This is a genomic window from Paenibacillus sp. T2-29 (assembly GCF_052921365.1).
This window is the reverse complement of sequence record NZ_JBREVE010000015.1, coordinates 69,467-84,725: the sequence shown is the minus strand read 5'-3', so window position 1 is coordinate 84,725 and position 15,259 is coordinate 69,467. Positions and strand designations below refer to the sequence as shown.

Annotated in this window: 13 protein-coding genes and 3 pseudogenes; 15 read left to right on the top strand and 1 reads right to left on the bottom strand. The window is 35.5% G+C overall.

The window, feature by feature from the left end; all coding sequences use genetic code 11:
• Positions 1 to 3 precede the first annotated feature (3 nt).
• The 6 genes and pseudogenes from ACU1JV_RS26120 to ACU1JV_RS26095 all read left to right on the top strand — a co-directional run.
• On the top strand, positions 4 to 2,529 hold the full coding sequence (locus tag ACU1JV_RS26120) for a non-ribosomal peptide synthetase (RefSeq protein WP_413986060.1): 2,526 nt from the start codon (positions 4 to 6) through the stop codon (positions 2,527 to 2,529).
• 17 nt (positions 2,530 to 2,546) lie between these two features.
• Positions 2,547 to 2,798: an acyl carrier protein gene (locus tag ACU1JV_RS26115; RefSeq protein WP_446724704.1), complete on the top strand. Its 252-nt coding sequence runs from the start codon at positions 2,547 to 2,549 to the stop codon at positions 2,796 to 2,798.
• A gap of 32 nt (positions 2,799 to 2,830) precedes the next feature.
• Positions 2,831 to 4,081, top strand: coding sequence for an alkaline phosphatase family protein (locus ACU1JV_RS26110; RefSeq protein WP_413986062.1), 1,251 nt, complete (start codon positions 2,831 to 2,833; stop codon positions 4,079 to 4,081).
• A 3-nt stretch (positions 4,082 to 4,084) separates the two neighbouring features.
• A complete protein-coding gene (locus ACU1JV_RS26105; RefSeq protein WP_413986063.1) occupies positions 4,085 to 6,400 on the top strand; it encodes a pyridoxal phosphate-dependent aminotransferase in 2,316 nt (771 codons plus the stop codon).
• Positions 6,397 to 7,071, top strand: coding sequence for an HAD family hydrolase (locus tag ACU1JV_RS26100; RefSeq protein ID WP_413986064.1), 675 nt, complete (start codon positions 6,397 to 6,399; stop codon positions 7,069 to 7,071). The genes ACU1JV_RS26105 and ACU1JV_RS26100 overlap by 4 nt, the downstream gene beginning before the upstream one ends.
• A gap of 494 nt (positions 7,072 to 7,565) precedes the next feature.
• Positions 7,566 to 7,720: pseudogene (locus ACU1JV_RS26095) on the top strand (IS5/IS1182 family transposase); the annotation flags it as partial.
• A gap of 30 nt (positions 7,721 to 7,750) precedes the next feature.
• Here the strand turns inward: ACU1JV_RS26095 and ACU1JV_RS26090 are convergent.
• Positions 7,751 to 7,882, bottom strand: a pseudogene (locus tag ACU1JV_RS26090) (ABC transporter substrate-binding protein); the annotation flags it as partial.
• 2 nt (positions 7,883 to 7,884) lie between these two features.
• Here ACU1JV_RS26090 and ACU1JV_RS26085 point away from each other — a divergent pair.
• The 9 genes and pseudogenes from ACU1JV_RS26085 to ACU1JV_RS26045 form a co-directional block, all read left to right on the top strand.
• Positions 7,885 to 8,091, top strand: a pseudogene (locus ACU1JV_RS26085) (ABC transporter substrate-binding protein); the annotation flags it as partial.
• Between the two features lie 217 nt (positions 8,092 to 8,308).
• The gene (locus tag ACU1JV_RS26080) at positions 8,309 to 9,016 is read left to right on the top strand and encodes a metal ABC transporter ATP-binding protein (protein ID WP_025724201.1); all 708 of its coding nucleotides are present in this window, start codon (positions 8,309 to 8,311) and stop codon (positions 9,014 to 9,016) included.
• Positions 8,962 to 9,810, top strand: a complete 849-nt coding sequence (locus ACU1JV_RS26075) for a metal ABC transporter permease (RefSeq protein ID WP_413986065.1) — start codon at positions 8,962 to 8,964, stop codon at positions 9,808 to 9,810. Before ACU1JV_RS26080 ends, ACU1JV_RS26075 begins: the two co-directional genes overlap by 55 nt.
• 35 nt (positions 9,811 to 9,845) lie before the next feature.
• Positions 9,846 to 10,844, top strand: coding sequence for a metal ABC transporter substrate-binding protein (locus tag ACU1JV_RS26070; protein WP_014599710.1), 999 nt, complete (start codon positions 9,846 to 9,848; stop codon positions 10,842 to 10,844).
• Between the two features lie 203 nt (positions 10,845 to 11,047).
• Complete coding sequence (locus ACU1JV_RS26065) at positions 11,048 to 13,309, top strand: ATP-binding cassette domain-containing protein (protein WP_129549188.1); 2,262 nt, start codon at positions 11,048 to 11,050, stop codon at positions 13,307 to 13,309.
• A gap of 11 nt (positions 13,310 to 13,320) precedes the next feature.
• A complete protein-coding gene (locus ACU1JV_RS26060) occupies positions 13,321 to 13,743 on the top strand; it encodes a MarR family winged helix-turn-helix transcriptional regulator (protein ID WP_013370959.1) in 423 nt (140 codons plus the stop codon).
• Between the two features lie 271 nt (positions 13,744 to 14,014).
• The gene (locus ACU1JV_RS26055; protein WP_014599711.1) at positions 14,015 to 14,377 is read left to right on the top strand and encodes a response regulator; all 363 of its coding nucleotides are present in this window, start codon (positions 14,015 to 14,017) and stop codon (positions 14,375 to 14,377) included.
• 84 nt (positions 14,378 to 14,461) lie between these two features.
• Positions 14,462 to 14,950, top strand: coding sequence for a hypothetical protein (locus tag ACU1JV_RS26050; protein WP_058712548.1), 489 nt, complete (start codon positions 14,462 to 14,464; stop codon positions 14,948 to 14,950).
• A gap of 105 nt (positions 14,951 to 15,055) precedes the next feature.
• On the top strand, positions 15,056 to 15,250 hold the full coding sequence (locus ACU1JV_RS26045) for a hypothetical protein (RefSeq protein ID WP_017428465.1): 195 nt from the start codon (positions 15,056 to 15,058) through the stop codon (positions 15,248 to 15,250).
• The last annotated feature ends 9 nt before the right edge of the window (positions 15,251 to 15,259 follow it).

The window sequence follows — 15,259 nt, the reverse complement described above, 5'->3', positions numbered from 1 at the left end:
TTTTTGATAGATAATATGAAAAACAGCAGTCTGTGGATCAAATTCATGGATAAAAACCATCAAATGAAATCGTTTCTACCAGCTAATTTCGATAATAACTTTCGAACAAGAAATATTCAGACTATAAATTTGTTAGAACCCAATCAATTATTCAGTGAAACATTATTATTAAGTATATTTGGTTTAGCATTTAGTTATTTTTCGGAGAATGATAATATCTGGTTTTTAAGTAATATGAGTAATCAAAAAGTTTTTTTTCCGATTAAGATAAGTAAAAACATCAATTTTGATGTTAATTTAAATAAATACCTAGATGTGATAGGAAAAAGTATAATTGATAATCATACATCTGCTATAAGTATATCTAATCTGTGTGAAGCAATTCAAGTTACTGATAATAGTCTTCTTTTAATAAATGAAGCAAATTTTACTTTAGAAGAAATTGATCAATTAACTAATAAATTCAACTTTATTATTGATAATAAATCTAAAAATGAACCTACTAGATTAATTTTTAATTCAAATGTTTATGATTTAGGACTCATAAATAACTTCATTGAGAGCTTCACCACTTTATTTGAAAATATTTGCACTCTTAGTTTCACCGATTTATTGAGCACAAAATTAAAAGACCTTGATTTTTGCTCCAAGCGACAAAAAAATAAAGTTTTATTCGATTATAATTACTCTTACACTAATAGAGATATTAATACAAATATAGCAAATCTTTTTGAAAAGCAAGTAAAAAAAAATGGGAATAGAATGTGTATTTATGATGGAGAGAAAAGCATATCTTACATTGACTTGAATAATCAATCAAATAAATTGGCACGATATATTGTAAGATTAAGTCTTAATAATAAGTTTATTGCAGTTTATATGGAAAGATCCATAAATTGTATCCTATCAATTCTAGCAATTATAAAATCAGGAGGTTCATATATACCTTTGGAACCAGAATATTCTAATTCCAGATTAGAATACATGCTAGATGATATAAAACCAGAAGTTATTATCACGAGCTCTAAATACAAAAAAAAATTATATGAGAAGGGTTTGGAAAAAAATATAATATGTATTGATAGTTTTTGGGAAGAAATAACTATAGAAGATAATAGTAATTTATCGTTAAAAATTGCGCATAATGATATTGCTTATATAAATTATACTTCAGGATCTACAGGAAATCCCAAGGGAGTTATGATACCACACAAAGGGGTAATTCGATTAGTTATAGATCCTAACTATATCGATATTAATAAAGAAGATTGTTTCTTACATGCTTCTCCTCTTTCTTTTGATGCTGCAACTTTTGAAATTTGGGGAGCATTATTAAATGGATCTGCAATAGCAATCGTAGATAAAAACACATTACTTTCTTCTAAACTAATAGAACAGCAAATTACTAAATATAAAATTAACAATGTTTTTTTTACAACAGCTTTTTTTAATAAATTAGTAGATAATAATCCCGTAATATTTTCAAGTCTTAAAAATGTTATTGTAGGTGGAGATATTGTAAGCGTAAAACATTTTAAAAGAGTAATTGAAAAATATAAAAATACTAATTTTATTCATGCTTATGGACCAACAGAAAACACAACTTTCTCAACTTATTATCATATTCAACACTTATCATCAGATGCTAAAACAATTCCTATCGGAAAACCTATTAATGGATCTAATGTATATATATTAAAAAATGGAAAAATTGTTCCTCCAGGAGTGATAGGAGAAATTTATGTTGGGGGTCAAGGACTTGCAAAAGGATATTTAAACCAACAAGAAAAAACTGATGAAGTTTTTAGAAAGATTGCCTTGGACTATAGGGTTGAAGCTAGTGTTTATAAAACGGGAGATTTGGGGAGATGGTTATTGGATGGCAATATAGAGTTTTATGGAAGAATTGATAAACAAATTAAAATAAGAGGTTTTAGAATAGAACCGGGTGAAATTGAGCATATATTAATGAAGTTTGAGGGTGTAAAAGAAACTACCGTGATAGCTTATAAAGAAAAAAATGACGATAAAGGATTAATTGTTTTTTTCACAGCCACTAAAGTGATCGATCCAAATTTAATAAGGAATTATTTGCAAGAAAGATTACCTTACCAAATTATACCGAGTGCATTTATTCAAATTGAATCAATACCTCTTACAGACAATGCAAAAATCGATGAAAAAAAATTACTAAAAGAATATCAAATTCAAAAGTTTAAAGAAACTATTGAGTTTGATAATATTACAAACTTAGTTTGTTCTAAAATCAAGAAAATTTGGTGTGAACTATTAAAAATTGAAAATGTTTCTATCGATAGCAATTTTTTTGAGGTTGGTGGAAATTCATTGCTTCTAATGGACCTACATAGTCATCTTCACTCACAGTTTAATTGTGAAATTTCTATTGCAGATTTATTTCAATATCCTACAATTAAGCAGTTATCGAGTTATATGGAAAGTGAAAAACAAAATGCACATTTGAAAAACAAAATTTTATCTAGAGCAAGCAGAATAATACAAAAAAATTGAAATTAGGGGGAATTACTTTGAATTCAAATGAAGTATTTAATGGTATACAAAAAATTATAAAAAATATCATTTTTGAGGTGGCGGATATTTCGCCTTCTACAAATTTAATCGACCTTGGAATTACTTCCATACTATTTATAGAGATAATTGTGAGTATTGAACTGAAATTTGATATTGAATTTGATGATGAAGATTTATTGTTTGATAATTTTATAGATGTTAACTCTCTCTTTGAGTATGTGGTTGAGAGAAAAGTGTGTACGTTATAAATTTAAATAATTATATGTAGGAGGAGTTAGAAATGAACAATATATCTTCAATTTTATCCGCAGACGCTAAATTTTTTTCCCCGAATGATAATAAGTTACTTAATAGATACTTTAATAAACTTAAGAAAAAAAACTATAATGAAAAATTTAATGGATATCTACCTGACTGGGATATATCTATTCGTAAAATTTATAATATTATTTCAGAATTATACAATCATTATGATGAAGTCATTGTCTTTGCTTTTGACGCTATTTCTTATCAATACTATATGCAAGAAGTTAATCATTATTCATTAGATTTTTCGGGTTACAAAGTTAGCATGTTATCTTCAGTTTTTCCTTCAACCTCATCAACTTCCTGGGGGTCTATATTAACAGGCACTAAACCCTCTGAGCATGGTATATATGGCACCTCATTTCTTTTAGAAAATTATAATAAAAATTACATATGGCATAGAAATGTTCTAAGTCATAAAGGTGAGAGAAAGATATTAGGTAGTAAAGACAAGTTCAAACTGGTTGCCACTGATAGACCAACTCTCTTTGAGTTGCTGAGTGATAAAGGAGTAGTCAGTTATAGTTTGGGAACTAACTTTCAAGGAGAATTTAAACCATTACTAAATGATTTGTACAAAGGATCAATAAGAATTCGAATAAAAAACGATTATTTAAGCTTTACTGAAAAACCGAATGAAATGTTAGATTACTTTTTTTGCCAAAATGAGGAACTATTAAAAATTAATGAATGTGAAAAATTGCTAATTTGGAATTATATAGATACAGATTACTTTATTCATGTTAACGGTTATGATGTTTTGACAAATTCAATTAATTGGAAAAGAGTATTCGATTTTTGGGAGAAACATAGCAAAAAGAATAGGGCTTTTCTATTTATTTCTGACCATGGTCAAATTCAACAAAAAAATATTAAAATAAATATATTTGATGTTTCAAATGAAAATGAAGATTTAGCATATGATACTGCCGGGGCAGGTAGAGTTATCTATGCTTATCCCAAAGTAGGGAAGGAAGAACAAGTTAAGCTATGGCTTGAAAAACTTATGAAAGACAATGGCTACGTTATAAGCAAAAAAGATCTAGTAGAATTAAATTTATTAGATGAGAATGCGAATTGTATAGAAAGAATGGGAGATATCATAGCTATCGCAAGAAATGCTTCTTTCCCATCAACAGGGTATAGCTATTTATTTGAACATGGTGCATTTGAGCAAGATGAAATGTATGTTCCAATAACCATTAAATTAGGCGAAGAGGTGTAAAATATGAATTTAAATTACCCAATGAAACTAGATGAAAATCACATGAATAATATCAAAAAAATGTATGGGTCATTAATAGAAAATAGAATCATCGAAATAGAAGAAGAGTTGGAGCAAACTATTCATGTCCTTTCAGATGATACTACTAATTTAGCCTCTCATATCCCAGAAAAATTTATTAAACCAGCTAACATAGTTAATATTCCTAAAGTCGAAAAGGAAGTATTAAATGCGTTTCCTAGTTATGATTTTTCAACTCCTATTAAAACTTCTTCATATTATAAAGCATATTTCAATTATTTTTTTCATAATGATTTATATGGGAAGTATGATGCGGAAGATAACGTTATCCTTAGCACCGGGGCATTAGATCAAGATGAATTTCAGTTACCTCCTTCTATGAAGTATTTCGTTGAGTTTCCTTTAGCAAAAAATTGGTATGGTTATTCACATAGTTTAGGACGAGAGTCTGCAAGAATTGCGATATCAGATTTAGAAAATGAAAAATTAAAAATGAATGCATTTAATTATAAAAATATTGCTTTAATAACTGGAGTAACAGCTGGCTTATATCATTTGCTTTCTTTTCTTAAAGAAAAACATGGTGAAATTGAAGTATTAACACATTTACCAACGTATATTCCATTTGCTACAGCATGTGAAAAAGTGGCAAATACTAAATTTGTAGATATGCTTGATGATAAATACTTCAATTCAAATAAGATTATAGAAGCTATCACTGAAAAAACACGTGTGATTCTTATACTAGCTGATATGAATCCGTTAGGAAAGGGAATGAATATCGCAGAGTTAAACAAGTTATCTTCTTACTGTGATGAGAAGAACATTTACTTAATTTTTGATCAAGCCGGCGCTAAGTATCCCGAATTAAATATAGCTGGCCTTGAAAATCACAAAAAGCTTATTCGAATGGAAAGTATGTCAAAAAAAATATCCGTTCCAGGTATGAAGTTAGGATATATAGTAGCAGAAGAAAACCTGATTGAAGAATATTATGAAAAAGCGTCTACCTGCTATGGAGGACCTGCATCATTTTTTTATCTCCTACAAGAATGTGAAGCTAGGTTTAATCTATACCGGTTGAAAGGTATCCAAAGGATTACTCAATCACAGTTAAAAGATTTCGATGAAAATTATGAATTGTCTATTGAATGGTTACAAACTTTGTACGACGATTATAATGTTAACGTAGATTATTTTGATAATAAAATACAACTTCATAGAAATTATGTAGTAAATAAATTGATGAAATACACACCAACCCTAATCTCAGAAGTCATTGTACCTGATACTGGAATAAATATTTTTGTGAAAATAAATAGTAGACTAAGCAGCTATGATTTCTTTCTAGAATTACTTAAAAACAAAAAGGTTGCAGTTTTCCCGGGCATATGTTCAGGAGTAAATCAAAGCTGTTGGATTAGAATAACAATTGGAGTGAAAAGATCATTCTTAGAATATGGAATAACTCAACTAATTAGTTTTTTAAAAGAACAATTTGTAATTTCTTTGTATGAAAAAGATCCTAGTTTAAAATATATTCTACACGATATTGGTAGATATACTGAATTTAAGGATATAAACTTCCATACTCATTTATATGATGTATTGGAAAAAGCTTTCTTTCTAAGAAAAAAGAATCTCAAATATCATTTGAAAGATGATTTATTGGTAGATTTATGCCTTTGTCATGATGCAGGGAAAGTTGCTAGCGTAATTACTTCAAGAATAGCCAATATAGTAAAGATTCAAGAGTGTTATGATCCAATACCAGCCAATTTGTTAAATGAATATCGTGATGATGAATTGCTATATTTGAAGGACGATTTATTAATGGGACAACGTTTTGAAAAGAGTTATTTTTTGAATAAGTATAATTTTCTCAACTATTTTAATGAGGTTATTGATTGGGAGTCTAACACTACACAAAAAGATACATTGTTTACCAATTATATACTTGTGATGTGTATTGAAGAATATCCTGATCAAGAATGTAGATACCAAAAAATTATGAATATATTGAACAAGGGCATTCTTCAAATCAATTTATTAAATCTAGAGCAGGAAATTGACCCCTATGTTATCCTTTTAGATATTTCTGACAAGCTTGCCGACTTTAAAATAGAAAAAGTTTTCTTATTTGATAATTTGAAAAGAAAGTTAGATATGAAAAAGAAATATGTAATATGGAGATACTTAATAACTGACCAATATAGACTCGAATTAATAAATGAAGAATATGAACAAGCAGTGGCTTTAGGAGAGTTTATGATGAATCTAGATAAGGTGATAACATGAAAATAAGCTCTTTACTCATTGATTTTTACGGTACTCTAGTTGAAGATGATGATCAAATAGTAAATGATATTTGTAATGAGATCCAAAACGCCTCAGAAATACAGGTATCTTCTGTTGAAGTTAGAAAAGAATGGTGTGAGCAATTCTATAATTTAACTGATAAACATTATGGAAAGTATTTTAGAAAGCAGAGAGAATTAAGCTATATTTCATTAAACAATACTATTCAATTGTATAAATCTTCTTGTCTTACAAATGATTTAATCCAGCGACAGTATAATTATCTTTCTAAACCTCGAATCTTTCTTGATTCGAAAAGTTTTTTTAGGGATTGTAAACTACCAGTTTACATAGTTTCAAATATTGATAATGATAATATAAATGAAGCTATCAAATTCCATGATATTCATGTTTCAGGAGTATTGAGTAGTGAAGATGCTCGTTCCTACAAACCAAGACCGGAATTATTTAAAAAGGCGTTAAAAGAATTCAATTTGCGTCCTGAAGAAGTAGTATATATAGGAGATTCCTTAAGAAGTGATGTAATGGGTTCTCACAAGGCTGGTTTAAAATGTATATGGTTGAACAGAAAAAATTCAATAAATCTTTTTGTAAAACCAAACTACACCATAAACAACCTTAGTATCCTTACAGAAGTTTTGGAGGGCTGAAATGGCAATGAGTATAAATTGTTATTGACAGTTTCCACATTTCACGGAAAAAGATAAGTCTCAGATAACCGCCAATCTAAATTTTATTAAAATGTTAGATGAAATTGGTTTTAAAGGTTCTTTAGTATATTTTCACCACACTACTTTAGATCCATGGGCTATGTCGCAAGCTTTTATAAACTCCACTGATACACATGTCCTTATAGTAGCTTTACAGCCGTACACAATGTTGCCTACAACAGTAGCAACGATTATTCATACCATTGCGCGTATTTATAATCGTCAAAGACATAGTGTCACCTGAATCAAAAACAAGGATGTCGACCAGGAATAGACAATCGGGTGATCCTCAACGCGACGCATGGGACGCCCGTACGGGGCACCTTGGGAGATATACCAGACTATTATCCCTCTTGGTCCTTGGTGTACACCGGTTTTGCCGCTGACAAATTGCCGGCATCTGGGAGATGGTTTTGGAACATGTTTTGATTGAATCCGACTTTGAGAGAGTAATGATAGATGCGACCATTGTTCGTGCCCATCAGCATGGAGCCGGGGTAAAAGGGGGCAGTTTTTTCAGGCTATAAGAAGATCCCGAGGGGGACTGACCACTAAAATTCATGCCGCCGTGGATACTTTAGGAACCTTGCGCTTAGAGTTGACGGCTGACAACGTCCTAGTTTACCTTGGTAAAACTTTTGTAGATATCATCAAAAATATTTTTTGCCGTCACACTTTTAATCAAAGACGTCAGATAATCATTGGCAGCCGTAAAGGGCTTGTCTTCTCTGCTGTTAAAGACAAACATCTTGTGACATAAATATCATCCTCGACTATGGAGATACTTCACTGGCGGATAAAGAGAAGCTGCTCCTGAGCAAACCTGCGCTGGCTGGTGTGGAAGCGATCAAAAACAAACGGTTTATAGTGCTGCCATTGTCCGCGGCGGCTGAAGGCGTGCGTGCACCAATTGCACTGAAAACCTTGGCTGCAGGCTTATACCCGGACAAAATGAAGTAAACAAACAAAAGAGTTGCCAAAACATTGACGAACCTTGCCTAAACTGTTAAACTTGCTAATGCGTAAAGGTTACGTTTATCAAACGCTTATTTTTTTATTACCAAATCGTAATAATTACGGTAGATGGTTTAATGATCATAAACGACCTGGAGAATCTGCGCAAATGATGATCGCTCAGATGGCTCCAGGCTTTTTAAAGGAAAAGGAGATTTGCGTCATGTTATTGGCCTCATTGGAACAGGTCACATTTGGCTACGGGGATGTTCCTAACTTGGTGGATGCCAATGTTGAAATTTTTTCCGGAGAATTTGTGGCTATCACTGGACCGAATGGTGCTTCCAAATCGACGATGCTCAAGTTGCTGCTCGGTTTACTTCAGCCTTGGAAGGGCAAAGTGTTTATGTCCAACCGTACAGGTGAAGGCAAAAAGCTCGTCGTCGGATTTGTATCCCAACAAATTGCTGCCTTCAATGGCGGATTTCCAAGTACGATTTTGGAATTTGTCCGTTCAGGAAGATATACTCATGGCTCTTGGCTGCGCCGTATGCGGTCTGAGGATCATGATCTGACGGAGCAGGCGCTTCGTCAGGTAGGCATGTGGGATTTGCGTCACCGTAAAATCGGCGAATTGTCCGGTGGACAGAAGCAGCGTATTTGTGTGGCAAGAGCGCTCGCTCAGGAATCGGATTTGCTCATTTTGGATGAGCCCACGACCGGAATGGATCAGGAAAGCCGTCATCATTTCTACGATCTGATGAATCAGCAGGTTAAGGAATATGGAAGAACCGTGGTCATGGTAACCCATGGACTATCGGAAGTGCAACATTATCTGGATCGTATTATTGAGCTTGAAAGGAAGGAAGATGGCGGATGGAAATGCTGCACTACGACTTCATGCAGCGGGCATTTTGTGCCGGTGGGGTAATTGCACTGCTGGCCTCGGTGCTTGGAGTATACCTGATGCTGCGGCGTCAGGCTCTCATGGCGGACATGCTATCGCATGTATCGCTGGCAGGAGTGGCAGCGGGTGCCTATTTAGGCATTAACCCGACGATAACCGGATTTATTGTTGCCGTGATCGGCGCGATTATCGTTGAATACGTTCGCAGGTCTTACAAAACATATAGTGAGATTTCTGTGGCTATTATTATGGTAGGAGGCCTCTCGACGGCTGTTATTTTAATGAATCTGAATCAGAGCATCAACAAAGGGTTCTCCGCTTATTTGTTTGGTTCGGTGGTAGCGGTCAATCAGACAGAGCTGATGTTGATGATCGTAGTGGCTGTGATCGGAGGTATTTTCTTTTTCGTATTCCGGCGTCCTTTGTATCAGATTACCTTTGATGAAGAAACAGCGAAGACCAATGGTCTTCCTGTCAAGGCCATCTCATTTGCGTTTAGTATTTTAACAGGAATGATTGTAGCCGCTGCAATGCCGATTGTCGGTGTGCTGCTTGTCTCCTCACTAATCGTGCTACCTGCTGCACTGGCGATTCGAATTGCACCGAGCTTCGCGGCAGCCATCTGGATATCTATGGTCACCGCATTGATCGGTGTATTTATGGGTTTAACCGCATCGTATGAACTAAGTACGCCCCCAGGGGGGACGATTGCTATGGTGCTATTATTATTCCTGATCGTAGGAGCTAGTATTCAAAAGCTGGTCCGTAAGCTTGGCAAGCAACAGGCTTCCCGACGTAAGAATACGGCAGGTCAGTGAGCTTATAAAAAACTAAAACATAAGGAGTTATGAATATGAATACATGGTTCAAAAAATCATTTGTATTGTCCACGGGGCTAGCACTTATTTTGGCCGGTTGCGGAGCTAAATCTGATAATGCAGCCACGAATGCATCCCAAACCGAACCTAATACGGCACAAACAGCGGACAGTGGTAAAAAACTGAATGTGGTCACCACTTTTTACCCAATGTATGAATTTACCAAGCAAGTTGCCGGAGATCATGCTAACGTAACTGCGTTGATTCCTGCCGGTGCTGAGCCGCATGACTGGGAGCCAAGCGCCAAGGATATGGCACAGGTTAAGGATGCTGATGTATTTGTTTATAACGGGATCGTCGAAGGTTGGGCAGAACAGGCTTTGAGCAGCGCATCGAATGATAAGCGTGTAGTAGTGGAAGCAAGCAAAGGGTTGAACTTGATGGAAGGATCTGCTGAAGAGGAAGAAGGAGAAGAAGCACACGCAGAGGAAGGCCATGATCACGATCATGTGCTGGACCCTCATGTATGGCTTGATCCGGTCTTAGCTCAAAAAGAAGTAGAAGCTATAGAAGCAGGGCTTGTAAAAGCCGATCCTGCAAACAAAGCAGACTATGAGAAAAACGCTGATGCTTATATCGCTAAGCTGAAAGAACTGGATAACGAGTTCAAAACGGGTCTGAAAGATGTAAAACGTAAAGACTTTATTACGCAGCATGCTGCTTTTAGCTATTTGGCGAAGCAATATGGTCTGACCCAAGTACCCATTGCTGGTTTATCTCCAGAGCAAGAGCCTACACCGGACAAATTGGCAGGTATTATCAAGTTTGCTAAAGAAAATAATGTAAAGACAATTTTCTTTGAAACATTGGTTGATCCGAAGGTTGCCGAGACCGTAGCTACGGAAATTGGTTCGAAAACGGATGTGCTGAATCCGCTTGAAGGGTTGACAGATGAAGACAAGCAGAAGAATCTAGATTACCTGGGTGTAATGAAAAACAACCTGGAGGCTTTGAAAAAAGCTCTGAATGAATAAGTAAACTTTAAATAAATAGTTCGAAAAAGACGTCTGCATAAATAGCAGCGTCTTTTTTTATGACTATCGGCACTTTAGTTACTGGTGATTCTCGTGTCTACTGACTAAGTTCAACATTGCCATTCATAAAAATAATGATAAAATATAGTTGAGCATATCAACTATTAACCCTAATCAACTATATTACAAAGAAGGTAAATGAAATGAGTGACAATTGTATACGGGTATTAGGAGCGAGGGAACGAAATCTAAAAAATATAGATGTGGTGATCTCCAAAAAAGAAATTACGGTTTTTACGGGTGTATCTGGCTCAGGGAAATCATCTTTGGTATTCGATACAATAGCGGCAGAATCACAACGGCAATTAAATGAAACCTATACAAGTTTTATTCGTCACCGTATGCCGCATTATGGAAAACCAGATGTGGATACCATTGAAAATTTATCAGTCGCTTTTATTATCAATCAAAAACGGTTGGGTGGTAACGCAAGGTCAACAGTAGGGACCGTTACAGATATTTATTCTCTATTACGACTGTTATTTTCACGAATCGGAACTCCGTTTGTGGGGTACTCTGATGTGTTCTCATTCAATAATCTGGCGGGTATGTGCAGCCAATGTCAAGGTTTGGGAAAGGTTGAAACAATTGATATCGAACGACTGTTAGATAAAAACAAATCCTTAAACGAGGGCGCAGTCTGTTTTCCCACCTTTGAACCTGGGGGTTGGCGATTAACACGCTATATTCATTCAGGTTTTTTTGATAATGACAAAAAAATTAAGGATTATTCCGAAGCTGAGTTGGAAATGCTTCTCTACGCTGATGGTATAAAAGTGAAAAATCCCTCACCTGAATGGCATAAAACCTCGTTGTATGAGGGGCTGATTCCGCGCATTGAGCGGAGTTTTCTAAAAAAAGAAGAAGGAGAAAAGACAAGATATAGTAAACAAATTGAGCGTTTTGTTACCAAACAGACTTGTTCACACTGCAACGGGACACGCCTGAGTGACAAGGTCCTGTCTTGTAAAGTGAATGGGAAAAATATCGCTGAATGTGCTGAAATGCAGGTGAGTGAACTTTTAGAGTTTATTGAGACCATTCATACTCCGGTGTCCGTCACAATCGTTTCTGAGTTAGCCAATCGGCTGCAGCAGATGGTATCGATTGGATTAGGCTATTTAAGTCTAAATAGAGAAACATCTACTCTTTCAGGTGGGGAGTCGCAAAGAATTAAAATGGTCTGTCAACTGGGAAGTAGCCTGACTGACCTTACTTATATTTTCGACGAACCAAGCATAGGTCTACATCCCCATGACATAAGCAAAATAAATGACCTCATGAAACTTTTGCGAGACAAAGGCAACACCGTGCTTATTGTGGAACATGACCCCGATCTGATAAAGATTGCAGATCATATAATCGACATGGGACCGAGTGCAGGAATTTATGGCGGTGAAATTGTATATCAGGGAGATTTACAGGGATTAAAGGAATCGGGTACACTGACTGGAAAATATTTATCACACCAGCCTGAGTATAAACTCAATACACGCACCCCAAAAGGCTGGCTTTCCATCGAAAATGCAACGTTACATAATCTGAAAAATATTTCGGTTCAAATACCCAAAGGAGTAATGACAGTTGTAACTGGTGTCGCTGGTTCAGGAAAAAGTACGCTTATCAATCAAGTATTACCTCAATTTTATCCTAAAACTGTATTCATTGATCAAAAAGGGATACAAGCATCAAAGCGTTCAAATATAGCCACCTTTATGGGGATCTTTGATAGGATCAGAAAGTTATTTGCAAAAAAGAACGGTGTTAGTGCCTCCCTGTTCAGCTTCAATTCCCAAGGGGCTTGTCCTGTTTGTAAAGGCTTGGGTGTTACATACACAGACTTAGCTTTTATGGATACAATTGTTACCGTGTGCGAGGAATGCCAAGGGGATCGTTTTACCGATGAAGTGCTCCAATACAAGCTAAGAGGCAAAAATATTAGTGAAGTTCTTAAAATGACCGTAGCAGAAGCTTTGGAATTTTTTCAGGAAAAAGAAATTAGCAGGGTATTAAACATGCTTTCAGATGTTGGAATCACTTATATTCCTTTGGGACAACCACTAAACACTTTATCAGGCGGGGAATTACAGAGGATAAAGCTTGCTTCTGAGCTTGAAAATGACGGGCAAATTTATGTTCTGGACGAACCTTCAACTGGCCTGCATATGGCGGATATAAAACAGTTAATTGGTGTAATGAATCGCCTAGTGGAACAAAATTCAACCCTTATTGTAATCGAACATAATTTAGACATTATTTGTCAGGCTGATTGGATTATCGACTTAGGTCCTTTTGCCGGGCAAAATGGTGGTGAAATCATATTTACAGGCTTACCAGAAGATTTAGTTAAATGCAGACATTCACTTACAGGAAGTTACCTGAAGGAATATATCGGGCGCACATAGGAGGAAAAGCAATGCCAACAAAAGATTTAGAAGATCGTTATGTCCCTTTTCAATGTATGATTTTAGCATACTCTAACCGGTTCAGCGTAGAAGGTGTATCAACGGCACAATACTATATACTGGATACTTTGAATAAGCAAGGTCCAAAAACCACAAAGGAACTTGCTGAAATGAAAGGTATTACACAGTCGGGGATCTCTAAATTGACAAAACGCCTACTGGAGAAAAAGTATATAAATCAGGAAAGGCAAACCAATGACCGCCGCTCTTATAACATTGTACTTACCAGTGAGGGAAAAGCGTTTCTTAGCCGTGTTGACGATTTCGGGAATGAAATCATGAATTTAATTGAAGAAGCATTAACAGCAGATGAAGTACAGTCCTTTTCAATGATGTGCAAGAAAATTACGAGCTTATACGCTGAGAAGCTGTAGGATAGCCCGCAGCTTTTCAACCCGGCTTATATAGGGCTAAGGGTTTAAAAGATACTAGTACTTTGTAATCTTCATACTATAGAGATGATTTACGTCATTGCGAAACGTTTTTATTGAAATTAATGCTGTAGTAGCTAGTTTCAAATTCCTTTTATAATTCAATGGTAGCGTTTTTCTTTTTACAGATTCTTTCTATTAATATAACTAGTTTTTTCACCGATATTGAAGTTTGGGCGTGCATTTCATAAGACAACGGATTGGAGAGGTTAACTTGGCAACAGTTATAATAGTGGATGATTCTTTATTTATGCGTTCTGTGCTTAAGGATATTCTGTTGGATTTAGGTCACTCTGTTATTGCAGAAGCGGAAAATGGGTATGATGCGGTTTTGAAATATGCACATTTTCGACCCGATTTAATTACGATGGATATTAATATGCCTAAAATGGATGGGCTTGAGGCTGTTAAAAAGATTGTAGAGCTTGATCCTAAAGCCAACATCTTAATGTGTTCTGCTTTGGGTCAGCAGGAAGCCATTATACAAGCATTTAAGGCAGGAGCAAAAGATTTTATTGTTAAGCCATTTGAGATGGAAAGGGTCGTGAATGCAGTCACAAAAATGCTGGATAATTAATGAATCAAGCTTTTAATACATAATATTGAACATGTTGAGCGGGAGTTCCATACTTATTTTTTCACGAATATGGAGATGAATAGGATGAGCAATCGAGTATTGTCTCAAAAAGTATTTATAGATGAACTGATCGCTACGATCAAGAGTGGGGGGCTTGTTCCTGTAAATTATGAACACCTCATCAGTGAACAAAGAAAAAAAATGGATGCTCTAAACAATGAACTCACCGTTCGTATTGAGGCATTAGAGACAGATTTGATCTCCGCTTCGACATTTTCCATTCCGTTTGCCAATGGTGAAATTATGTTTCTTGCTCGTTATATTGTACTCATTGGGGATTATACCGAGGGTTACTTTGTGTTTTATCGAGCAGAAGACTGCGAAAGTCCAGAAGAATATCAATTTTTAACAAGCTCTTATCAACTTCCACATGTATTACTCGAATTATCTCACACTTTAAAAGAACATGGTATTAATGAGCCGCATGATATTCTGACTTATTGGAATGGCCCTGTGTATCCGCTGAAAGATTTGAGTAAAGAGGATATTAAGCTGTCCACCTATGAGTTTTAAATCCCTTGAGAGAGGCCACTCCCTCAGGGGATTTTTTTTACATTGATAATCAAACGCATGTTCGCATATAATACAAACAAACGTTCTGATGAGGAGTGAAGGATGATGCTGGAGAAATATGTGGGACAGATCGTGGAAATCGTGTATATGGACCGAAAGGGCAAACTGTCTCATCGGCAGATAGAGGTGCATCGTGTGCAGAATGGCTTGATCCGGGCCACCTGTTTGCAAACTGGTCAGCCACGTGTTTTTCGATTAGATCATGTATTGGCATGGCATCCGGTAACCAGAACAGCATAGGAGGGGCTT

Excerpts from the sequence above, each read along its gene's own strand:
- ACU1JV_RS26110 (WP_413986062.1), top strand. The coding sequence starts at position 2,831 with ATGAACAATATATCTTCAATTTTATCCGCAGACGCTAAATTTTTTTCC.
- ACU1JV_RS26105 (WP_413986063.1), top strand. The coding sequence starts at position 4,085 with ATGAATTTAAATTACCCAATGAAACTAGATGAAAATCACATGAATAAT.
- ACU1JV_RS26100 (WP_413986064.1), top strand. The coding sequence starts at position 6,397 with ATGAAAATAAGCTCTTTACTCATTGATTTTTACGGTACTCTAGTTGAA.
- ACU1JV_RS26080 (WP_025724201.1), top strand. The coding sequence starts at position 8,309 with ATGTTATTGGCCTCATTGGAACAGGTCACATTTGGCTACGGGGATGTT.
- ACU1JV_RS26075 (WP_413986065.1), top strand. The coding sequence starts at position 8,962 with ATGGAAATGCTGCACTACGACTTCATGCAGCGGGCATTTTGTGCCGGT.
- ACU1JV_RS26070 (WP_014599710.1), top strand. The coding sequence starts at position 9,846 with ATGAATACATGGTTCAAAAAATCATTTGTATTGTCCACGGGGCTAGCA.
- ACU1JV_RS26065 (WP_129549188.1), top strand. The coding sequence starts at position 11,048 with ATGAGTGACAATTGTATACGGGTATTAGGAGCGAGGGAACGAAATCTA.
- ACU1JV_RS26060 (WP_013370959.1), top strand. The coding sequence starts at position 13,321 with ATGCCAACAAAAGATTTAGAAGATCGTTATGTCCCTTTTCAATGTATG.
- ACU1JV_RS26050 (WP_058712548.1), top strand. The coding sequence starts at position 14,462 with ATGAGCAATCGAGTATTGTCTCAAAAAGTATTTATAGATGAACTGATC.
- ACU1JV_RS26045 (WP_017428465.1), top strand. The coding sequence starts at position 15,056 with ATGCTGGAGAAATATGTGGGACAGATCGTGGAAATCGTGTATATGGAC.